Source organism: Paraniabella ginsengisoli (genome assembly GCF_022513635.1).
GTDB classification, from domain to species: domain Bacteria; phylum Bacteroidota; class Bacteroidia; order Chitinophagales; family Chitinophagaceae; genus Niabella; species Niabella ginsengisoli.
This window is the reverse complement of record NZ_JAKWBL010000001.1, coordinates 327,179-348,890: the sequence shown is the minus strand read 5'-3', so window position 1 is coordinate 348,890 and position 21,712 is coordinate 327,179. Positions and strand designations below refer to the sequence as shown.

Genomic DNA, 21,712 nt, shown 5'->3' with positions numbered 1-21,712 from the left:
AAGCTGCCAGTCATTACAACTCTGACAGCCTTTTGCTTAATAAATTATCAGCTTTTTATGAAGCCAGCAATTCTTTTACCATAGCTGAAATGGCTTTACCATCTGCTTTTCCTGCAAATGCTTTGCTTGCAACGCCCATTACTTTACCCATATCTGCCGGAGATGATGCGCCCGTTTCTGCAATGATCTTTTGCAATTCCGCTTTCAGTTCTTCAGGTGAAAGTTGGGCTGGCAAATACTTTTCAATTACAGCGATTTCCTGCTTTTCTTTTTCAGCAAGGTCGGGTCGATTCTGTTTTTCAAAAATCTCCAGCGAATCTTTTCTTTGTTTCACTAATTTCTGCACAATCTTAATTTCTTCATCTGCAGAGATTGCATCTTTTGCACCTTCTGCAGTTTTAGCCAACAAAATAGCTGCTTTTACCGCACGCAAACTTGTAAGTGCGTTGGCATCTTTTGCCAACATTGCGGTTTTAATATCTGTATTAATTGTTTGTTCGAGTGACATATTTCTTTTAATTAAAGAGTTTATAAGATAATCGAGTATTGTGATCGGTCATGTACAACTGTTGACGCTGTCCGCCAGTTGGCGGAACGAAGATGCCACATATTCTTCAGCCGGGTTCATAAAATTTATCGCTTTTTTGTCGCCGTTTTTGAAAACGCTGGTTTCGTCTTTACACCAGATTTCTGATAACCTGCTTTATTCGATTCTGATCTTGCTGTTGAGGACTTGTTAAATGTTGACTTCGGCCTTTCACCGGATTTCTGATAACTTGATTTTGTCCCTTCCGACTTGTGTGGTGAGGACTTGCCAAACGTTGACTTCGGCCTTTCACCAGATTTCGGATAACTTGATTTTGTCCCTTCCGACTTGTGTGTTGAGGACTTGCTAAATGTTGACTTCGGCCTTTCACCAGATTTCGGATAACCTGCTTTATTCGATTCTGATCTTGCTGTTGAGGACTTGCCAAACGTTGACTTCGGCCTTTCACCAGATTTCGGATAACTTGATTTTGTCCCTTCAGACTTGTGTGTTGAGGACTTGCCAAACGTCGACTTCGGCCTTTCACCAGATTTCTGATAACTTGATGTTGTCCCTTCTGATCTTGCTGTTGAGGACTTGCCAAACGTTGACTTCGGCCTTTCACCAGATTTCTGGAAGCTTACTTTTTTGATTCCCGGCGTTTTTGTTGCAGGCTTATCAAATGCCAACTCCGGGTCTGCATACTTATCATCTGCTATTGGTCGCTCGTTTTTACCAATAGTTCGTTCATTCCCTTTTTTCGATTTGACTTTACCCGCATCCTTACCAAAGTATTTGAGGTTTCTCACCTCTTTCTCTGACAGAAAACGGAATTTACCTCTTTCAACATTTTTCTTAGTAAGTCCTGCAAACATTACACGATCGAGGTTCTTTACGTCGTAACCCAGGCTTTCAAAGATCCGGCGTACAATGCGATTGCGGCGCTATGTATTTCAACACCCACCTGCGTTTTGTCATTTGCATCGCTGTAAGCCAAAACATCTACATGAGCCGGACCATCTTCAAGCGTAACACCTTTTAATATCTTATCGAAATCTCCTCTTTCCAGCGGTTTATTTAAAGTAACTGCGTAAATTTTTTTGATTTCATTGCTTGGATGCGTCAGCTTTTGCGCTAACTCTCCATCGTTCGTAATTAGCAAAACACCAGATGTATTTCTGTCGAGGCGACCCACCGGATACACACGTTCTTTTGTAGCATTTTTAATAATATCCAAAACCGTTTTTCGCTTTTGTGGATCGTCGGTGGTGGTGATATAATCTTTTGGTTTATTCATTAGAATATATACCAGATTTTTCGTGATGCCTACTTTTTTGCCGTTGGCAACAACCTCATCTCCGTTAGCCATTTTGTAGCCGGGTTCGGTTACCACTTTTCCGTTCACCTTCACTTTACCATCCTTAATCATTTCGGCTGCTTCGCGGCGGCTGCTAATGCCACCATGCGCCAGGTATTTGTTTAAGGGCATTTGCTCCACATTCACATTTTCACGAACTACTTTGGGAGCTTCTATATGTTTTTGGGCGGCTTCTTTTTTCTTTTGTTCAAAAAACTCGGCACGCTCCTTTTTATATTTACGTTTCTCCTGCTTAAACCCTTCCTTTACAGCCGCGTTACTTTTCGTTTTTACAAACTTCGCAAACCGTGGATCAACTTTTTTCATTATTTAGTATTTTGCTGTTTTTCAACAGTAATTAAAGAACAAAGATAGCCATTGCAGAAAACAAAAAAGCCACTCTGAAATAAAGTGGCTTGATTGGCACATATTGAAAATGCTATTTTTTCTCCTTATCGCCGCGGCTTCTCCTCTCTTTCATTTTTGCTTCCATTTTTGTTTTTTGCTCTGGAGTTAAAATTCCATTTACTTTTTCCATTCTTGCTTTTCTTAATTCCATCATCTTTTCTTTCCTGGCGTCATCACTTAAAGATTTATCGTCTCTTAAAGTCTGATACTTTGTTTTTTGCTCATCGTCGATGGTTTTCATTTTGTCTTTTTGATCTTGTGAAAGGTTCAGATCTTCATACATATTGCCACGTTGGCCGCCTTTTCGCTCGCCTTGTTCTTTCTTTTCTTTTGGAGGAGCATCTTGTGCAAAAGTGGAAGTAATGCTGAAAGCGCTGATCATGGCAGCGAGAAAAATTGTCTTTTTCATGTTTTTATTTTTTTATTTTTTTGCTTTTAAGAAATTTTATAAATCATCGGTTTGAACCGTTTAAGCCTTGTTTGTTATTTCGTAATTCTCTTTGCGACATCATCAATCTGGATTGCCGCTGCTTCTCCTCCCACTTTGCCTTTTGCTCGGCTGTAAGAACGCTTCCCAACTGCATATTATATTCCCGCTGAACCTGTCTTATCTGATTTTGTTTTTCACTGGCATTTAGAGAGATATTATTTCTAACCAATTGTAACCTGGAGTTGTACTGTTCAGTCATTTGCTTTAATTCCACACGCTGCTCTGAAGTCAGTTTTAAGTCGTTCCAATTAGCCTTCTTATTTTTAGATGTCTTTTTTGGAGCATCCCTGCTCAAACCGTTCTCATCTTTCCCTTTATTTTTTTCAACATTGTTCACTACACTTTTTGCCTGCTAACATTCTTTCCCTGCTCTTTAATTTCTTTCAGATTTTGCTCATACTTTGTATACTGTTCTGCTGTTAAAACGGCTTTCCGTTTATCAGCCTGCTGCTTTTTTAGTATCTGAAGTTTTTCCCGTCTTTGTTTAGCATTTATGTTGCTGTCCGATGTAAGATTCTTTTGTTGTTGCTTCGCATCTTTGTTTAAAGCTTGTAATTCTTTCAATTGCTCGCGAGATAAATTCAGGCCAGCCAATGCATCCCGTTTAACTTCTTTTTGTTGTGACAAGCTTACACCATCGTTTACACGGGACGGGATTTCCTGTGCTATCAATATGCTGGTTACCAACAAAAAACTTATGATAAATAGCGATTTCATCCTTGTTGTTTGCATAAAAGCTATTGTTATTAGATGATATTCGTAAGGCAAACTTTCTGCTAAGTATTGTTAAACATTTTCAAACAGTAATATGACCTGGACTCATTCACAAGGTTTAAACAGGAAATGTTAACCTATTTTGATGCGCTTCACTAAATTTTATACCTTGCGCCCATGCAGGATTATTTACAAGGATTGAACGAGCGGCAAAAAGAAGCAGTTTTACATATAGGCGGCCCCATTATGATCATAGCTGGTGCCGGTAGCGGAAAAACCAAAGTGCTGACTACACGTATTGCACATTTAATGGCCAGTGGTGTTGATTCTTTCAATATTCTGGCGCTGACTTTTACCAATAAGGCAGCCAAAGAAATGAAGGAACGTGTGGAGCATATTTTAGGCAACAACGAAGCACGTAATTTATATATAGGAACTTTTCACAGTGTGTTTGCCAGAATTTTAAGAGCCGAAGCCCACCGCCTTGGTTATCCCAACAATTTTACCATTTACGATACAGATGATGCCAAAAGTGTTGTGAAAGCGGTGATTAATGAAATGCAGCTAGACGATAAATTGTATAAACCTTCAACAGTTTATAACCGTATTTCTTCTGCCAAAAACGCACTGGTTACCCCGATTATGCCAACGACTATTATGTGCAGCAGGAAGATATACGAGCCAACCGCCCAGCGCTGGCAAAAATTTATGATGCATATTGCAAACGCTGTTTTAAAAACGGCGCTATGGATTTTGACGATTTGCTGCTGAAGTTTTATGAATTACTGAAAACATATCCCGAATCGTTAAGCAAATACCAGCATAAGTTTAAATATATATTGATAGATGAATATCAGGATACGAATCCGGCGCAATATGAAGTGATAAAGCTATTGGGCGCCATGCACGAAAATGTATGCGTAGTGGGTGATGATGCCCAAAGTATTTACAGTTTCCGCGGTGCTACCATTCAGAATATTTTACAGTTTCAGAAAGACTATGACGAGGTGAAAGTGGTAAAGTTGGAACAGAATTACCGCAGCACCAAAACGATCATTAATGTGGCCAACGAGGTGATTGGCAACAATAAAGGACAAATACCCAAAGTCCTTTTCACCGAAAATGCGGAAGGCGAAAAGATCAAGATCGTAAAAACCATGTCGGACAACGAAGAAGGAAAGTTTGTTGCCGACAGCATACAAGAGCAGAAGCTACGCAATCATTTTTTGAATAAAGATTTTGCTATTCTCTATCGCACCAATGCTCAAAGCCGTGCTTTTGAAGAATCTCTCAGGCGCAGGGAGATTGCATACACTATTTATGGCGGCATCAGTTTCTACCAACGTAAGGAAATTAAAGACCTGGTAGCTTATCTGCGTATCATCATCAATACAAGAGATGAGGAAGCGCTGAAAAGGATTATCAATTATCCGGGTCGCGGCATTGGTAAAACAACAATAGATAAGATCATCCTGTTGGCCAATACCCATGACAAAACCATGTGGGAAATATTGGTTGAAGCCAATCAACACGGTTTTCGTGCTGGAACACTTGAAGCGATCAACCAGTTTGTTACGATGATCAAAAGCTTTTCGAGCATGCTGGAAAAACACAATGCTTACGAAGTAGCTTTTCATGTAGGCAAACAAACCAATCTGGTAAAAGAATTATTTAACGATAAAAGTACCGAAGGGTTACAGAAATTTGAAAACATCCAGGAGTTATTAAACTCCATTAAAGAATGGGTTGAAAGCCCGGATAACGAAGAAGGCGAAGTAGTAGATAAAACCCTGGGCGCTTACCTGCAACAAATCACCTTGCTTACCGATGCTGATGATAAAGATCCGCATGCTGATACAGTAAAACTCATGACCATACATGCCGCCAAAGGCTTGGAATTTCAATGCGTATTTGCAGCCGGGCTAGAGGAAATGCTATTCCCAAACGCCATGAGCATTAACACACGTGAAGAATTGGAAGAAGAACGCCGCTTGTTTTATGTAGTGGTTACCCGCGCGAAAAAGAAACTTTGGATCACTTATGCCAACACACGCTATAAATTTGGACAGTTGGTGCAAAACGAACCCAGTCGATTTATTGAAGAATTGCCGGAAGAATTTCTTGACAGAAGTTATGCAGGCGGTGGCACTAAAATGTCGGGCAGCTTTGGATTTGGCGGCAGCGCCTTTGACAGGATGAATGGCGGCTGGAGCAACAGTAAAAAAACAGCAGCCGATGCCGAAAAAGATACGGCCCGCCACCTGAGAAAAAACAACTACTCCCGCCTATTTGCCTCCGAAAGCAGAAAATAAAGTAGCCGAACATACGCCAACAGAAGGCTTTACTCCAAGTGATGTAAAAGAACTTGCTGTGGGTAATAAAGTAGAACATCAAAAATTTGGTTTTGGCGAGATCGTTAAAATGGAAGGTGCCAGTCATAACCCGATGGCAGTGATAAAGTTTGACGCTAACGGCGAAAAAAGATATTGCTGAATTATGCAAAATTGAGGATTGTGGAATAAGCTATTTGATGACACGAATACACGAATATTAGTTTTGATATATACTACTCAAGGCATAAAAAGTGTATTTGAAACTCTCGGGTCTAACTCCCTCTCCACTTGGAGAGGGGCTGGGGGTGAGGTTTGGCGAAGATGCGTAACTCACTAATTTATCCCTTGCGAAGTACAGCGTGTATTATCTATTCGTGCATTCGTGGCCAAAATTTCATGCATTCGTTTAAGCTTTGTTGTCCTCATTTAAACCATTAATTTCACATTTCTTACCTTCGCAGCTCTTAAACAGAGCATGTTTTCATGCTCCGAACCTCAAAAGTGATCAAGTGGAAAGGAAAAGAATCATCACCCATAACTATTTTAAATTAGTACTTATATCTGTTTTAATTAGTGTAATAAGCTGTTTGTTAGCATTTTCATTAAAACATCTTACCGAATTTTTTGAGCATAAAATATTCACAGCGGCCGGAAGTATGAATAAGGCCATATTCATTTTGCTGCCCACTATTGGCATCACTTCTATTTACTTTCTTCGTAAATACATTTTCCAAAACAGGAAGAATAAAGGGATTACCGAAATTTACAAAACCCTTGATCAACGCAAGGAACACCTTCCGTTTTTCAAAATACCTTCCCATTATTTAAATGGTTTTCTTACCGTTATTTTCGGCGGCTCAACAGGTGTGGAAGTATCTACCGTTGTGGCCACAGCTACGGTAGGTAACATGGGCTACAAAAGAGAGTTCTCCGCAAAAATGTACAAACGGGAACTGGTTTGTGCTGGTGTTACCGCAGGTGTAGCCGTTCTTTTTGCCAGTCCTTTGGCCGGTTGGCTTTTTGCAATGGAAGTAATTGCAAGAAAAATTGATAAATCATTAATCATCAGTTGTACCGCTTCTGCTATAATTGCTGCAGCCTTTGTTTTCTTCTTCGATAGTACGCCACTACTACATTTTAGAATTGGCGAATGGCATTTAATTGCCATACCTTTTTTATTTTACTAGGTTTACTTAGCGGCACGCTTTCTATGTACTTCACCATTTTAGTAACACGCATGAAAAGCCTGTTTGCCAAAATCCAAAATAACTTTTTACGTGTAAATCTTGGAGCGCTTGTTGTTGGTACGATGATCTTATTTTTCCCGGCATTGTATGGTGATAGTTATCACGGCCTGCACGAAACCTTGGAAACAGTAACCAGCAAAGAAAGCATCTCATTGATGGTGCTTGCTGCATTAATTATATTAAAGCCTTTAGCCGCTTCGCTTACACTTGGCGCGGGTGGCGATGGCGGAGTGTTTGCGCCGAGCATTGTTGCCGGGGCTTTTCTCGGTTTATTATTTGCCTTGTTTTGCAACAGTTATTTAGGTACCGAATTAATACCATTAAACTTCGCGCTGGTCGGTGCCGCCGCCACTTTATCATCAGCAATATTTGCGCCTTTTACCGCGTTAATATTGGTTTGTAACCTGGTACCAAACGGATACGATCTGTTCATCCCCATCCTGATCGGCTGCTTTACATCCAAATTGTTCTCCCAAAAAGTCCTTCCTTACAATGCTTACACTTACGATTTTTATAAATTATCAAAAGCAGGTTAAGAATTTTTTGGGTCAGCAATAAACAGATGGCATCGGTATTGTGTCACTCCCTTTTTTGTGGTGCATTGCTCGTCCTACATAAACGATGATATTAAAGACTTCCGAGGTTTTGAAAACCTCGGAAGTCTTAGATGAAACATCCGGTCTGACCAGCAAAATGATTTTCCTCTTATTTTTTAGCAAAAACAAAGATATTTGCAGCTATTTTGAAAGTATGCATGCTACAAAAAAATATGCCCTGAATGATATTAAACGAGCCGCCGAATGGTTACTGGAGCAGATAAACGACCACAAAGTGATTGCGCTTCATGGAAATATGGGCGCCGGTAAAACCACTTTAGTAAGCGCTGTTTGCAGATTGCTGAAGGTAACTGATGCCGTTAGCAGTCCTACCTTTTCGATCATTAATGAATATAACTATGATGATAATGGTGCGGATGGCAGCGTATATCATATCGATCTGTACCGGTTGAAGGATGAGGAAGAAGCAATAAGAGCGGGTGTTGAAGATTGCCTGTATAGCGGCGGTTATTGCTTTGTGGAATGGCCCGAGCGAGCCGACGGCCTATTACCACCAAAGACACTTCATGTGCACATACGCCTGGAAGATGATACACATCGAAGCCTTGAAATAGCAAAGAATTAGCTAAATTTGAAAATCGGACGATAGTCTATCGCCATTGGCTACAGATTATTGTCTCACGGGTGATGATTCATGTACTGCTGTACAAGAGTGCGACGCAAGATCGATGATAGCAGTACTGTCGATGACACAATAAAAGATATTTTTTAGTCGTATTAAATATTATAAACCAAGATAGTTTAGTCCACTCTGTATGAGCAAGAAGCAGCCTGTAATTAGTACATCGTTCAGCTACGAAACGCTGGAAGAAACCCTGGATATAAAAGTGAAGGGCGAAGGCATGATGATCGGGATACCGAAAGAAATTGCCTTTCAGGAAAATCGCGTTGCACTAACGCCAGATGCCGTGAGTGTGTTAGTAAACAACGGTCATAGCGTAATGCTGGAGCATAATGCCGGCGATGCCTCGCATTTTAGAGATAAGGATTATAGCGATGCGGGCGCTAAAATTGTGTACAGTCGCAAAGAGGTTTTTAAAGCGCCGATTATGGTAAAGAGCGCTCCTGTTATTGAAGAAGACCTGCCGCTGCTGCAGATGAACCAGGCCATTATTTCACCGCTACATTTATCGGTGTTAAGATCGGAAGTGTTGGGTACAATGATGAAGAAAAAGATCACAGCGCTTTCTTTTGAGAACCTTAAAGACGACAGCAACTCCTACCCCATCGTTCGCAGCATGAGTGAGATTGCAGGAAGCGCGGTAATGCTGATAGCAGCACAATACCTGGGCTCGGCTAATCATGGTAAGGGCGTGTTGCTGGGTGGTATTTCGGGTATTGCACCTACCAAAGTTATTATTATTGGCGCTGGCATTGTGGGCGAATATGCGGCGCGTGCAGCGCTGGCGCTGGGCGCATCTGTAAAAGTGTTTGATAATAATGTAAGCCGTTTGAAACGCCTGCAAAATACAATAGGACAACGATTGTGGACCTCGGTAATTGAACCCAAACTATTAGCCAAGCAACTGCGCACCTGCGAAGTGGCGGTCGGCGCACTGGCCAACCAAAACGGGCGTACACCTATGGTGGCCACCAAGAAATGGTAAGCGGTATGAGGCCAGGATCGGTAATTATTGATGCCAGCATTGACCGTGGCGGCTGCTTTGAAACCTCGGAAGTAACTTCGCACGAATCGCCGATATTCATAAAATACGGCGTGATACATTATTGTGTACCTAATATTCCATCAGGTTTTGCGCGCACCGCTTCACAGGCAATCAGTAATGTGCTGATGCCTTTGCTGATTGACGCCGGCGACGAAGGCGGGCTTGAAGATCTTGCCTGGCACCGCATTCATTTACGCAACGGCATTTACCTGTTTAAAGGCCACCTGACTAACTTTTACCTGAGCCAGCGTTTTGACTTAAAATACACCGATCTGAATTTACTGATTGCGAGCCAGAGGTGGTAGTTGTGAGTTTCGCATTTTGGATATTTAGCATATACGCATTTTGTATTTTTTAGGGCTTAATGCAAAATTATCTAGTTGATTAATAGCCAGTTATATTGTTTTTCAAAAAAGAACATTTCGTATATTTTTCGTTAGCAGCCAAATTAAGAACCCTAATACCAAAAACTACTCAAGACAAATGAACAATAAATCGATAATACGACTCAGCAATATAATCGGAATAATTTCAATAATACTTTTGGTTTATTGGGTTTTTGTTTTCGTTTCCATTACTGTTTTTGGTCTGAAAGTATTTAGAGAAAACCTAACCGAAACATTTTACTTAAGTGTTGTTGGAATCTTGGCATTAATGTTTGGTTCATTAATCATTAATGTAATGTTCAATCTGACAAGAATTGCAGAAAAGCATAATCAGGATGAACTGAATGAATCAAAACGGACAACTAAAAAATTAGGGATTATTTTCGGATTGAGCTTTCCAATAGTTTTTGCACTTTTATTTGGTGGCGACTATTTAACTTCTAAAAAGAAAGAAAGTATGCTAATTGCTTCTGCTAAATCAATTGTTGAAAACAATGAAGATAAATCAAACAAACTACTCAACTATTCATTTAATGAAAATTGGATTGCTGAGACGGACGATATTCTTGACCTATATTCAAAGACAGACAAACACTTTCCATATGTTTCTGTAATTGTTGCTGACAGCATTGATAAATCAAAAGTAATTTTAGGTTTCAGAGATTATTATGGAAAAGTAAATGACACAATTCAACCAATCAAAAAGGACTTCATTCAAGAGACAACAAAAGAAGAACGAGATTACTTAGACAATGTTTTTTATAAAAATCTTGACAAAGTGAGATTTAGTGCGAGTGACGGAAAATATGAACTTTTCTACCCCTACATAAAAAACGGGAAGAAAATTGTTCTGTATTTTTCAGACTATCAACGATATGGGAAAATTGGTAGTTGACAAACACTGTAATACGGCTGCTAACATGGTTGGCTGTTGCGCAACTGGGAAGCAAAAAAGGAAGATGAATAAAAACAGGATTATAACGCTTCAGAGTTGAATAAATGAATTTTATTTTATTTTTAAACCCAAATATTTAATTGAAAAGGCGTTTGTTTTGACATATTCATTCTGGGTTAAGTTGTGCAACAAGCACATGGTATTTGCAATAAGGCGGCTGACGAACAAGTGCTCAACTTCGGAACTTCTATTTAACTTTGGTACAAAACTCAACGGAAGAACATAGATTTCCGCCTCATCGCAAATACCTGTTCGTTAGCCACAATTTAAAATGAAAGCTCTCACATATTTCAACACTCTGACAAAACTTCCTAATTGGAACCCCAATAGTCACGTTCATATTAGACAAAAACTTGGCTTTGCTTACGAAGACACAGAACATTACATTCACTTGTATGGTTGGGACGGTGGCTTCAAAGGAATTTCGATAGGGTTGACAGTAGTTGAAGCCAAGAACAATGATAGAACAACAGGAAAATCACTTGAGGATTGGGTAATTGAGAATTTTGGAGCCACAAATATTACAAATTCCACAATAGAAATTGGGCATTCTGTAAAAGGCATTTGGAGACCTGGTCTTTACTATAATTCAGATGTAATTCAAGCAATTGGTACAACAGAGCACGAACGGTATTTATCTGAACAAGGAATAAGAGTTCTTATACAAAAATTAGATGAAATTTTTTTATTTGTTGAGCCAAATAATATAACCAAAGAGACATATAGCCATAAAATAAGAGAGCTACTTATACTGTCTTGCACAGAAGTTGAAAATTTTTGGAATTACTACCTGAAACTATGCGGAGTGCCTGAACGGAGAAATGGCTATTCTACTAACGATTATGTTCGACTTAAAGAAAAATTGTACTTAAGTGATTTTGAATTCAGTCTTATCTCTTGTCCTGACTTAGGCGTAATACGTCCTTTTGAAAACTGGGACAGCTCAAGTCCGACCCAATCTCTCTTTTGGTATAATTCGTACAATAAAACTAAACACGATAGAACAGCGAATTTTAATCAGGCAACCTTGTGGAATTCAATAAATGCCGTTGTCGCTTGTCTAATTTTACATTGCGTAAAGTTCGGACCCTACACTATGTTTGAAAGTGACAACCATTTTTCATCTGTTATTAAACAACTGTTTTCAGGTAAGCTTTACACAGATTGTAAAGAAAGCTTTTATATACCAAAAATAGAATTGACACCAGGTTCAAGAACAGATATGTTCGTTTTTGACCCAAGAGAAAATGGATTAACAAAAGACTACATTATTAACGAATTGACAATATAAACTGTGGCTAACAAGGTATTGCCAAAAGCGGGGCGAAAGTGAAAAACTCAACGGGCAGGAATTCTATCATCGCCAATACGGAGGACGTTGGTGATCATTGTAACGAACGACATCTCAGAAACCAATGAACTACAAAAAAATTAAACCTTACAAAGAATTAGAGCCCTATATTCATTTTTATTGGGAACTGATAGGAAATGAAGTTGAAAGACAATGGGAACGTGTTTTTCCAGATGGCTGTGCTGGTGTAGTAATTAATTTAGGAGACACTTGCTTGACCGACAACGGATCGGCTATAATGGAATTTGGGAAAACTTACATAGTTGGCGCAATGACTTCATTTAAAGACAGCTTTATTGATACCCATACGCATTTAATAGGTGCGTGCCTGAAACCTGCAACTTTTGCAAATTTTTATAGCTATACGTCACAAAATGTGTTGATTAACGACACCGTTGAATTTGAAAAATCCAATTCATTTAATGTCGATAAAACATTTGTCAATCCATTCAATTATTTTGACCATTACTTTTCAGAAAGAATAAAAAGTAAAATCAATCCGTTACAATCAGTTATCAACGACATACACTCAACAAACGGACAAATCAGCATTTCCGATCTAGCAAAACGAAATTTTATTACGGTAAGACAATTAGAGCGAAATTTTAAAAAGCTCATTGGCTTATCCCCAAAAGAATATTTAAACATTATTCGTTTTCAGAATGCTTTGAGTTTAATCAAACAATCAAATCAAAACCGTAGCTTATTAGATATTGCATTTGAGTGTGGCTATTACGATCATTCACATCTTAGCAATGAAATCAAGCAAAAGACAGGGCTTCCACCATCACTACTTTTTTAATTTGTCGCATTTTTACAAAGTACGAATGGTTGCCGAAAAGTAATTTTGTGGAAACATTAAAATTTAAAACAGATGCGAAAAATGTCACTTTTCATTGCAACAAGTTTGGACGGTTACATTGCAAAACCAAATGACGACCTTAGTTTCTTAAAACTCGTTGAAAAGGAAGGCGAAGACTATGGTTATACAAAATTTACAAACACAATTGACTCTGTAATTATTGGCAGAAGAACCTATGACTATGTACTTAAAGAAATCGGACCATCTCACTACGACAACGGACAACGGGATGTTTATGTCATAACAAGAACTGAAAGGCCTCAAGTCGGTAGAACAATCTTCTATACAGGAAACATAACCGAGTTAGTGAAACGACTAAAGTCTGAAAAAGGAAAAAATATTTATTGTGACGGTGGTGCAGAAGTAATAAATGAACTATTGAAACACGATTTAATAGACGAGCTTATAATTTCGGTTATCCCTGTTTTATTAGGTAATGGAACAAGACTTTTTAAAGACGGAAGGCCGGAACAAGTACTTGAACTTATCCAAGTCAAAACATTTGATACGGGATTGACACAACTGCATTACAAGCGGAAAAAATAAACAACAAACCGCTAACATCGGTGCTTGTTACATAACTGAACGGAAGTTTCATTGAACTTTAATAATAAAACCGGGTTTTGCGCTTCGATTATCTGCCACATCACCAAGCTGAAAAACATTAACGGTCATTGTAACGACTGTGCTAAAATAAAGAACAGACAAAATGAAAATTGAAACCCATAGTATAAACTACATAAAAATAGCCGAAATTATCACGGATAAAATAATTTTAAGAACTATCGAAGACGGGTTAGATTTATTGGGGAATCTATATTATCAAGGATTTAATGAAATCATTATACACGAAAAGAACATCACTCCAGACTTTTTTGATTTAAAAACCAAAATCGCTGGAGATATACTTCAAAAATTTGCACAATATCAGATGCCGTTGATAATTGTTGGAGATTTTTCTAAATTTAAAAGCAAGAGCTTAAATGACTTTATTTATGAAAGTAATAAGGGCAGACAAATCAACTTTGTAGCCTCTCAATCGGAAGCAATAAAAGTATTGTCAGATAAATGAACACAGGTTGGAATTTTGAAATTGCAAGAGAAGGTCCAGCACAATCAAAGGCGAATGATGGCGAGTTAAAACAGTTGATTGGATAGAAGCCCAAAAATGTGAAATCTTTGCTTCACACAAAAAAGAGGCTGCTCAATGAACAACCTCTTTCTTAAAACAAAAGTTTAATTTATCCCAACGCTGATCGAATCGCTTGTTCAATTGGCGTGAGCTTATTATTAATCCCATTAATTGTTAATTCATTCTTCAATAACAAAGGTGGCTGGGCCATAAACTTGGGTGTACTTCCTGTATGTGCCTGTGCGGCATGCACCAGAAAGGGATGACATAAATACACAGTACCGGCTTTGCCGGTTGCAAATGCTTCTTCACGATCTGGAAGATCATTTGCCCTTGCTGCAAGCTCCATAAATGAAAGCCCGGAACTACCTTCCTTGCTTAATATCCTGGCGATATCTGTGTGCGATTTTTTGTAAATAATTGTTGGAGCATCATTGTCACTTACATCCGAATACAGAACCAACATCAACAAAGCCCTGCCTTTAGACCGTACATTAACACGCCATTCAAAATAGTTGCCTGGGTCTTCGCCCGGAAAACCAGCATCCACATGTTTACCGGTGTCGTTCGGCAATTTATCTGAAGGAAACCTGACAGGAAAAGCGCCTACGCTTTGGCAAGGCAACCACTTATCAGCGCCGACCAATTGATCGAATGCAGTATGCAACCGAGGCGTATTTATAGAATCTAAAAATGCCTTTTCTGAGTACATCCCTAAGCGAACAACCGGTTCAGTCCAGCTTTCGGGATCATAGCGGTCAAACGGAATATCCTTCCATAACCTGCTCACAACTTCATTTGCTGTTTGTGTAGTAAATGCATTATCAATACTAACAAACCCTTCTGTAATAAAATGCTCTACCTGTGTTTTACTTAAAATATCTGACATAACGTTAAATATTAAACCGCAGTGCAGTAGCTATTGCACTGTGAATGATACATAAAATAATATTGTGTAATAGTAATTGGCACCGTAATAAATAGGTGCATTGCTTTAGAAAGCGGGAAGGATATTATAACATCACTGTCATTCTCATAACAGCAAATTTAAACCTTCTCTGCCAAAAGAAAAACTAAAACTGTGTAACGATTGATTGACATCAATGTCAAACAGCGGTGGCGTATTCATCTTTTGTATTAAATTCGGTAACGTGTTTTTATTAGATTTTTAAAGTAGGAATTAAATATTCAACATGAATAGAACAGAAATCAATATAATAATAGGTCTTAAAGATCTGGAAGAATTAATTTCAGTTTTTGCAATTGTTTTTGACATGCCTGGTTTTATCAGTCCATCGAAAATGCATTTACAAAAATTGCTAGGCAGCGATACCTTTTTTGCAATAGTAGCAAAGCGTGAAGATAAAATTATCGGCGGCTTAACGGTTTATACTCTTGATCAATATTATTTGGAAAAACCACTGGCTTATATTTACGATCTGGCTGTATTAACGAAATACCAGCGTCAAGGAATAGGTAAAGCACTTATTACTTTCACCAATGAATACTGCAAGGAAAAAGGATATGCAGAAGTTTTTGTGCAGGCAGATAAGGCTGATGATTATGCTATAGAATTTTACCGCTCAACACAACCCTCGGCTGAAGAATCAGTAGTGCATTTTGCATACAATCTTGATAAGAAAAAAATTTGATCGCTCTTATATAAAGATGCGGCAATGCTTATCTAAGTCACCTCTTTTTGAATACACTTGCTGGTTTTAAGATTCCGGCACAGACTTAGCTGTTTCATTCCTGTTTTTAATTAATAAATTTCCCGATCTCATACAGCCCATGTTCCTGTATACTGTAAAAAAAATAATGGCAGGTAATGCTCTAAAATCTGAATATGAAAGCGATAAAAATAACAGGCGCCCGGCAAAATAATCTTAAAAACATATCCCTGGAAATTCCTAAAAACAACATTACTGTTTTTACCGGTGTTTCCGGTTCCGGAAAATCGTCCCTGGTTTTTGAAACAATTGGCGCCGAAGCGCAACGTCAGATAAACGAAACGCAAAACAGTTTTGTTAGAAATCGTCTTATGCACTTGGGAGTTGCCGATGTCGACAAAATTGAACACCTCAATGTTCCGGTTATCATCAATCAAAAAAGACTTGGCGGCAATGTGCGGTCTACGGTAGGTACCGCTACAGATGTATATGCATCGCTGCGCCTGTTATTCTCGCGCATGGGAGCGCCTTTCGTAGGTTATTCCAATGTATTTTCTTTTAATAATCCGCAGGGCATGTGCCCCAACTGCGAAGGTTTGGGTTATGTACAAAAAATAAATGTGGATGCACTGATCAATAAAGAAAAGTCTTTAAACGAAGGGGCCATACGGTTTCCAACTTTTCAACCCGGCGGCTGGCGTTGGACACGCTATGTTTATTCAGGCTATTTCGACAACGATAAAAAATTAAAGAACTACACAAAGCAGGAATGGGAGCTGCTCTTATATTCGGAAGAACATAAACCCAAACACACTGGAAGAGAATGGGGAAAAACAGTTAAGTATGAAGGTGTCATCCCCGGATCGAAAAAGGATTTTTAAAGAAGGAATCAAAAGAAAGTAACACACATAAAGAATCGAGGAAAAAAGTTGTTGTCAGCGTAACCTGTCCAATATGCAATGGAAAAAGGTTGAATGAGAAAATTCTTTCCTGCAAAATTAAAAACAAAAATATCGCCGACTGTTCTGCATTACCTATTGATGAATTACTTGCTTTTATACAATCCTTATCTTCAAAATCACTGGAGACAATCCTTCAAGAGTTAATAAAAAAATTAACCAATATTGTCAACATCGGGCTTCAATACCTAACGCTAGATCGAACTACAAACACACTTTCTGGCGGCGAATCGCAACGTATCAAGATGGTACGCCATCTCGGCAACAGCCTTGAAGATCTTTTATACATTTTTGATGAACCCAGCATTGGCCTGCATCCCAAAGACCTGGACAATATTTCTCATATCATCAGGCAAATCAAGGGTAAAGGAAATACTGTACTGATTGTAGAGCATGACCCGGACCTGATCAAACTAGCCGATCATATTGTTGACATGGGTCCTTTATCGGGAGTTAACGGTGGTGAAATTATTTACGAAGGATCCTTTGCCGGTTTAAAAAAATCTGATAGCAAAACAGGTAATTACTTTTCAGGAAAGAGATCATACAATCGTCAGCCTCGCAACAGAGAGACATTTATCACCATCAAAAATGCAACCATTTTCAACTTAAAAAATATAACGGTAGGCATCCCAAAACAAAACCTGACAGTAGTTACCGGTGTTGCCGGTTCAGGAAAAAGTACGCTAATCACTAAAGTACTTCCAGCACAATTTCCCGAAGTGAACCTTATAGATCAGTCGGCGATTGCAGGCAGTGCACGCGCCAACCTGCTTACTTACTTTTCAATTTCAGATACCATAAGGCGGCTCTTTGCACATGCAAATAATGTAAGTGATAAATTTTTTAGTCGTAATAGTGAAGGCGCTTGCCCCAATTGCAAAGGACTGGGAATTGATAAGATTGATCTTGCCTTTATGGAAGATGTGGAAGAACCCTGTGAAGTATGCAACGGAAGCGGGTTTGATCCCAATGTATTAAAATATCGCTACAAGAGAAAAAACATTGCCGAAGTGATGCGGCTAACCGTAGAAGAAGCACAATCTTTTTTGAAGAACAAGAATTTGTAAAGCAACTTCAGCTGCTTACTGACCTGGGCCTTGGCTATTTAACACTTGACAACGGCTTAACAGTTTTTCAGGCGGCGAAAGACAACGACTGAAGCTAGCGAAGGAATTGAAAAAGGAAAACCATATTTTAGTGCTCGACGAACCAAGCACTGGCTTGCACCCATCTGATACGGAAAGACTAATGAAAATACTTAACAGGCTTGTTGACAAAGGCAATACATTAATTGTGATAGAACACAACCTTGACATCATATCGCAAGCCGACTGGATTATCGATATTGGCCCTGGAGCAGGGAAATATGGAGGCACATTAATATTTGAAGGTACTGTTACAGAACTGCTGCAAAACACGTCTTCTGTAACAGGTGAATATTTAAAGAAACATCTTACTAAATGATCGCCGTATTTTATTTTGAAAAGAAAACAATACACATTACAAAAAGTAAAAATGAAAAAAATTATTCTAGACCTCGCTACAACACTTGATGGATTTATAGAAGGACCAAACGGAGAAATTGACTGGTGTATTATGGATGACGATATGGACTTTGAAGGTTTTCTTTCGGGCATTGATACGATTTTTTACGGCAGCGTAAGCTATGATATGTGGGGAAATTTTCAACCGGAAGCAGATGCGGCAATGGGAGAAAAATCTTTCTGGTCAGCTATCCATTCCAAAAAGAAATATGTTTTCTCCAGTAAAACTAAGCAGGATAATAACGCTACATATATCGATTCGGGCATTGCAGAAAAAGTGAATGAGATCAGGCAGCAACCCGGCAAAGACATCTGGCTCTATGGTGGTGCAAGATTGATCAAAACATTTATAGATCTTGATCTGATAGATGTGTACAGAATTTCTGTTCACCCAACGGCATTAGGCGCTGGCAAACCGTTGTTTGAAAACCTGAAAGAAAGGATCAATTTTAAGTTGTCGAAGGTTAACCCTTTCAAGTCCGGTGTCGTGCAGATAATCTATGAAAAGTAATTTATAAAAAAGCCCGGACAACGCCTTGTTTGTCCAGGCTTTCCCAATCGCTACTCGCTTCTTTCCTACTCCCTACGAGTTAAGCAATCCCACAGTATGCTGAATCCGTTTGATCGTTTCTTCTTTACCAATGATCTGTGCAATATCAAAAACGCCCGGGCCAAATTTCCCTCCCACTAACATGATCCGAAGCGGCAGCATTACTTCTCCTGGTTTTAGCTGATTAGCGGCGGCTATTTCTTTAAAATTATTTTCCAGATCCTGCGCTTCCCAAAGGGTTGACAATTGATAGTTGCGAATCAGCTCCTGGAAGAACATGGCTTTAGCATCATTCCATTTCGGCTGAATAGCAGATAAATCAATGCTTTCAGGCGTTTTGAAAAAATATATCCGGCCTGCTCATAAAAATCAGTCAATAGTGTGCAACGATCTTTTACTAAATCAATTACTTTGTTAAGCAACTCGTCATCTGCCACTTCGATGCCTTTGCTTTTTAGCACTTCTTTTACCAACAATTGTAACCTGTCAACTGTCAACTTCTTTATCCATTCGTGGTTAAACCACTTAGCCTTTTCATAATCAAATTTAGCGCCCGCACTATGTATGCGATCCATCGAGAATTTCTCAATCATCTCATCCAGTGAAAAAATTTCCTGCTCCGTGCCATCGTTCCAACCAAGCACAGCGAGCAAATTCATGAATGCTTCAGGCAGAAAACCCATCTCCTTAAACCCTTCCGTAAGATCGCCGGTTTTAGGATCAGTCCAGTTCATTGCAAATACCGGGAATCCGTATGTAGCGCCATCACGTTTACTAAGCTTTCCGCTGGGACCCAGTATCAACGGGAAGTGCGCCCATTGCGGCATCTTATCTTCACCAAACAAATACTTCCAAAGCAGCACATGCACCGGCGCACTTGGCAACCATTCTTCACCCCGAAAAGCATGAGAAATTTCCATCAAATGATCGTCAACAACTACCGCCAGATGATAAGTAGGCATACCGTCAGCTTTAAGCAATACCTTATCATCAACCAGCGATGTATTAAAGCTCACTTCGCCGCGAATCATATCGTTAAAACTCACCGTTTCCTCATCCGGCATTTTGATGCGCACCACATAAGGCGTGTCACTATGCATCAGCTCATGCACTGTATCGCCATCAAGCGTAAGCGAATTGCGCATTTGCATTCTAACTTTGTTATCATATTGTGGAGCCGGATTTTCATCCGTTCTATATTGCTGGCGCATTTGTTCCAACTCCCCGGGCGTATCAAAAGCATAATACGCATGGCCTTCAGCAACCAATTGCTCCGCATAGTTTTTATACAATTCTTTGCGCTCACTTTGTCGGTAGGGTCCAAAATCACCTCCATGTTGCACGCTTTCATCAGGCTCTAATCCCGCCCATTTCAAACAATCAAAAATATATTCCTCTGCTCCGGGTACAAACCTTGTCTGATCCGTATCCTCTATCCTTAAAATAAAATCTCCGCCATGTTTTTTAGCAAACAAATAATTATATAACACGGTTCTCACACCGCCCAAATGCAACCCTCCTGTAGGAGAAGGCGCAAAACGTACTCTTACTTTCTTATCGCTCATGGCGCAAATGTACATTGGTATCGCCACGAATGCACGAATAGAGACCAAATTTATTGTCCAGGCAGATGAATATTACTCATCGGTATTGCCACGCTCGCTTGTACAGCAGAACATATATCATCCCACATAAACGCTACAAACCTGAAACTTGCAACCTTTCAACTTATCAGTTAACTTTATCGCATGGCTTCAAACTCTCCAATTTTCATGGACTATAGCGCCACCACGCCATGCGACGAGCGGGTAGTAAACGAAATGCTACCTTATTTTACAAGATACTTTGGTAATACGGCAAGTCGTACACACAGTTTCGGCTGGCAGGCTGAAGCAGCAGTAGAACAGGCCCGTGAGCGTGTCGCCAAGCTTATCAATGCACAACCCCGCGAGATCATTTTTACTTCGGGAGCAACCGAAGCCTGTAACCTGGCGTTGCGTGGCGTTTTTGAAATGTATGCTATAAAAGGCAATCATATTATCACAGTAAAAACCGAACACAAAGCCGTTTTAGACACTTGCAAAGCATTAGAAAAAAAGGAGCTTCGGTTAGTTATTTGGATGTAAACAAAGACGGACTTATAAATATTGAATCTCTTAAAAAGAAATAACACCTTCAACGGTTTTGGTATCGGTAATGTTTGCCAATAACGAAACAGGCGTTGTTCAGCCTATTAAAGAAATAGGAACGATTTGTAAGGAACATAAAGTGCTATTTTTTTGCGATGCTACGCAGGCCGTTGGTAAAATACCGGCTGATGTAAATGAATTACAAATCGATTTACTTGCTTTCAGTTCACACAAAATATACGGGCCAAAAGGTGTTGGCGCGTTGTATATCAGAAGCCGAAACCCACGCGTAAAAATAACGCCTCAAATTACAGGCGGCGGTCACGAACAAAATATACGAAGCGGTACGCTCAACGTTCCGGGAATTGTTGGGCTAGGCAAAGCCTGTGAATTATGTATAACTGAAATGCCTGAAGAACAAAAAAAGTTACAGCATTTAAGAGATGCGTTAAAAGATGCATTACTGCAAATACCTGATACTTTTTTAAACGGCCATCCGCAATTTCGGTTACCGCATGTATTAAATATTTCGTTTGCACAACTGAACAGCAGCCTGCTATTATCGGCGCTAAATAAAACAATTGCTTTATCATCCGGTTCTGCTTGTACCAGCGGAAGCCTAGATCCATCTTATGTTTTGGCAGCGATGGGTATAGATGAAGCGCTTTCCAGATCAGCCTTACGCTTTAGTATAGGCAGGTTTACCACTGAAAATGAGATTGATCTCGTTATCAAAGAAGTTGCAGAAAAAGTCAGCGATCTTAGAAGCCAGATTTTAATATAACAGTCCAGTGGGTTTATTATGTTCAAAA

Annotated in this window: 23 protein-coding genes and 4 pseudogenes; 18 read left to right on the top strand and 9 right to left on the bottom strand. The window is 39.4% G+C overall.

The features are described from left to right. Positions 1-55: 55 nt before the first annotated feature. The 6 genes from MKP09_RS01975 to MKP09_RS01950 form a co-directional block, all read right to left on the bottom strand. Positions 56-508: a GatB/YqeY domain-containing protein gene (locus MKP09_RS01975; RefSeq protein ID WP_240826192.1), complete on the bottom strand. Its 453-nt coding sequence runs from the start codon at positions 506-508 to the stop codon at positions 56-58. A 125-nt stretch (positions 509-633) separates the two neighbouring features. After that, positions 634-1,401 (bottom strand): hypothetical protein, encoded by a 768-nt coding sequence (locus MKP09_RS01970; RefSeq protein ID WP_240826191.1) that lies wholly within the window; start codon positions 1,399-1,401, stop codon positions 634-636. A 17-nt stretch (positions 1,402-1,418) separates the two neighbouring features. Further along, positions 1,419-2,210, bottom strand: coding sequence for a pseudouridine synthase (locus MKP09_RS01965; protein WP_240826190.1), 792 nt, complete (start codon positions 2,208-2,210; stop codon positions 1,419-1,421). A gap of 112 nt (positions 2,211-2,322) precedes the next feature. Continuing rightward, complete coding sequence (locus tag MKP09_RS01960) at positions 2,323-2,700, bottom strand: Spy/CpxP family protein refolding chaperone (RefSeq protein ID WP_240826189.1); 378 nt, start codon at positions 2,698-2,700, stop codon at positions 2,323-2,325. Between the two features lie 43 nt (positions 2,701-2,743). Then, the gene (locus MKP09_RS01955) at positions 2,744-3,118 is read right to left on the bottom strand and encodes a hypothetical protein (RefSeq protein ID WP_240826188.1); all 375 of its coding nucleotides are present in this window, start codon (positions 3,116-3,118) and stop codon (positions 2,744-2,746) included. Further along, positions 3,118-3,513 carry a hypothetical protein gene (locus MKP09_RS01950; protein ID WP_240826187.1) on the bottom strand — a complete coding sequence of 132 codons (396 nt, stop codon included), beginning with the start codon at positions 3,511-3,513 and terminating at the stop codon, positions 3,118-3,120. Before MKP09_RS01950 ends, MKP09_RS01955 begins: the two co-directional genes overlap by 1 nt. A gap of 159 nt (positions 3,514-3,672) precedes the next feature. On the opposite strand from MKP09_RS01950, the pseudogene MKP09_RS01945 reads away from it, so the two are divergent. The 11 genes and pseudogenes from MKP09_RS01945 to MKP09_RS01885 form a co-directional block, all read left to right on the top strand. After that, positions 3,673-4,565: pseudogene (locus tag MKP09_RS01945) on the top strand (ATP-dependent helicase); the annotation flags it as partial. Then, positions 4,557-5,807, top strand: a complete 1,251-nt coding sequence (locus tag MKP09_RS01940; RefSeq protein ID WP_240829084.1) for an ATP-dependent helicase — start codon at positions 4,557-4,559, stop codon at positions 5,805-5,807. The pseudogene MKP09_RS01945 and the gene MKP09_RS01940, both read left to right, overlap by 9 nt. Continuing rightward, positions 5,785-5,988: a hypothetical protein gene (locus tag MKP09_RS01935; RefSeq protein WP_240826186.1), complete on the top strand. Its 204-nt coding sequence runs from the start codon at positions 5,785-5,787 to the stop codon at positions 5,986-5,988. The genes MKP09_RS01940 and MKP09_RS01935 overlap by 23 nt, the downstream gene beginning before the upstream one ends. A 496-nt stretch (positions 5,989-6,484) precedes the next feature. After that, positions 6,485-7,611: pseudogene (locus tag MKP09_RS27775) on the top strand (chloride channel protein). A gap of 214 nt (positions 7,612-7,825) precedes the next feature. Continuing rightward, positions 7,826-8,257 carry a tRNA (adenosine(37)-N6)-threonylcarbamoyltransferase complex ATPase subunit type 1 TsaE gene (gene tsaE, locus MKP09_RS01920; protein WP_240826184.1) on the top strand — a complete coding sequence of 144 codons (432 nt, stop codon included), beginning with the start codon at positions 7,826-7,828 and terminating at the stop codon, positions 8,255-8,257. A 190-nt stretch (positions 8,258-8,447) separates the two neighbouring features. Then, a pseudogene (locus MKP09_RS01915) lies at positions 8,448-9,664 on the top strand (alanine dehydrogenase). A 178-nt stretch (positions 9,665-9,842) separates the two neighbouring features. Continuing rightward, complete coding sequence (locus tag MKP09_RS01905; protein ID WP_240826181.1) at positions 9,843-10,640, top strand: hypothetical protein; 798 nt, start codon at positions 9,843-9,845, stop codon at positions 10,638-10,640. 331 nt (positions 10,641-10,971) lie between these two features. After that, positions 10,972-11,991 (top strand): hypothetical protein, encoded by a 1,020-nt coding sequence (locus MKP09_RS01900; RefSeq protein WP_240826180.1) that lies wholly within the window; start codon positions 10,972-10,974, stop codon positions 11,989-11,991. A gap of 124 nt (positions 11,992-12,115) precedes the next feature. Then, on the top strand, positions 12,116-12,853 hold the full coding sequence (locus MKP09_RS01895; RefSeq protein ID WP_240826179.1) for a helix-turn-helix transcriptional regulator: 738 nt from the start codon (positions 12,116-12,118) through the stop codon (positions 12,851-12,853). 72 nt (positions 12,854-12,925) lie between these two features. Next, a complete protein-coding gene (locus MKP09_RS01890; RefSeq protein WP_240826178.1) occupies positions 12,926-13,459 on the top strand; it encodes a dihydrofolate reductase family protein in 534 nt (177 codons plus the stop codon). Between the two features lie 163 nt (positions 13,460-13,622). Beyond that, positions 13,623-13,985: a DUF4180 domain-containing protein gene (locus MKP09_RS01885; RefSeq protein WP_240826177.1), complete on the top strand. Its 363-nt coding sequence runs from the start codon at positions 13,623-13,625 to the stop codon at positions 13,983-13,985. A gap of 169 nt (positions 13,986-14,154) precedes the next feature. Here MKP09_RS01885 and MKP09_RS01880 read toward each other — a convergent pair whose 3' ends face one another. Beyond that, complete coding sequence (locus tag MKP09_RS01880) at positions 14,155-14,934, bottom strand: phytanoyl-CoA dioxygenase family protein (protein ID WP_240826176.1); 780 nt, start codon at positions 14,932-14,934, stop codon at positions 14,155-14,157. Positions 14,935-15,238: 304 nt separating this feature from the next. Between MKP09_RS01880 and MKP09_RS01875 the strand changes: the two genes are divergently transcribed. The 5 genes and pseudogenes from MKP09_RS01875 to MKP09_RS01850 all read left to right on the top strand — a co-directional run bounded on the left by MKP09_RS01875 (position 15,239) and on the right by MKP09_RS01850 (position 18,732). Then, the gene (locus MKP09_RS01875) at positions 15,239-15,697 is read left to right on the top strand and encodes a GNAT family N-acetyltransferase (protein WP_240826175.1); all 459 of its coding nucleotides are present in this window, start codon (positions 15,239-15,241) and stop codon (positions 15,695-15,697) included. Positions 15,698-15,891: 194 nt separating this feature from the next. After that, positions 15,892-16,596, top strand: a complete 705-nt coding sequence (locus MKP09_RS01870) for an excinuclease ABC subunit UvrA (protein WP_240826174.1) — start codon at positions 15,892-15,894, stop codon at positions 16,594-16,596. Between the two features lie 89 nt (positions 16,597-16,685). Then, positions 16,686-17,744, top strand: a complete 1,059-nt coding sequence (locus MKP09_RS01865; RefSeq protein WP_240826173.1) for an excinuclease ABC subunit UvrA — start codon at positions 16,686-16,688, stop codon at positions 17,742-17,744. 70 nt (positions 17,745-17,814) lie between these two features. Continuing rightward, positions 17,815-18,141 (top strand): annotated as a pseudogene (locus MKP09_RS01855) (excinuclease ABC subunit UvrA); the annotation flags it as partial. A 51-nt stretch (positions 18,142-18,192) separates the two neighbouring features. Beyond that, complete coding sequence (locus MKP09_RS01850; RefSeq protein ID WP_240826171.1) at positions 18,193-18,732, top strand: dihydrofolate reductase family protein; 540 nt, start codon at positions 18,193-18,195, stop codon at positions 18,730-18,732. A gap of 72 nt (positions 18,733-18,804) precedes the next feature. On the opposite strand, the gene MKP09_RS01845 is transcribed toward MKP09_RS01850, so the two are convergent. Both MKP09_RS01845 and gltX read right to left on the bottom strand, forming a co-directional pair. Continuing rightward, positions 18,805-19,080, bottom strand: coding sequence for a hypothetical protein (locus tag MKP09_RS01845; protein ID WP_240829075.1), 276 nt, complete (start codon positions 19,078-19,080; stop codon positions 18,805-18,807). Further along, positions 19,032-20,336, bottom strand: a complete 1,305-nt coding sequence (gene gltX / locus MKP09_RS01840; protein ID WP_240826170.1) for a glutamate--tRNA ligase — start codon at positions 20,334-20,336, stop codon at positions 19,032-19,034. Before gltX ends, MKP09_RS01845 begins: the two co-directional genes overlap by 49 nt. Positions 20,337-20,519: 183 nt before the next feature. On the opposite strand from gltX, the gene MKP09_RS25195 reads away from it, so the two are divergent. Both MKP09_RS25195 and MKP09_RS01835 read left to right on the top strand, forming a co-directional pair. Then, entirely contained in the window at positions 20,520-20,897 is a 378-nt protein-coding gene (locus tag MKP09_RS25195) for an aminotransferase class V-fold PLP-dependent enzyme (RefSeq protein ID WP_262915070.1), read from the top strand. Positions 20,898-20,967: 70 nt separating this feature from the next. Beyond that, positions 20,968-21,684 (top strand): cysteine desulfurase family protein, encoded by a 717-nt coding sequence (locus tag MKP09_RS01835; RefSeq protein ID WP_262915069.1) that lies wholly within the window; start codon positions 20,968-20,970, stop codon positions 21,682-21,684. Positions 21,685-21,712 lie beyond the last annotated feature (28 nt).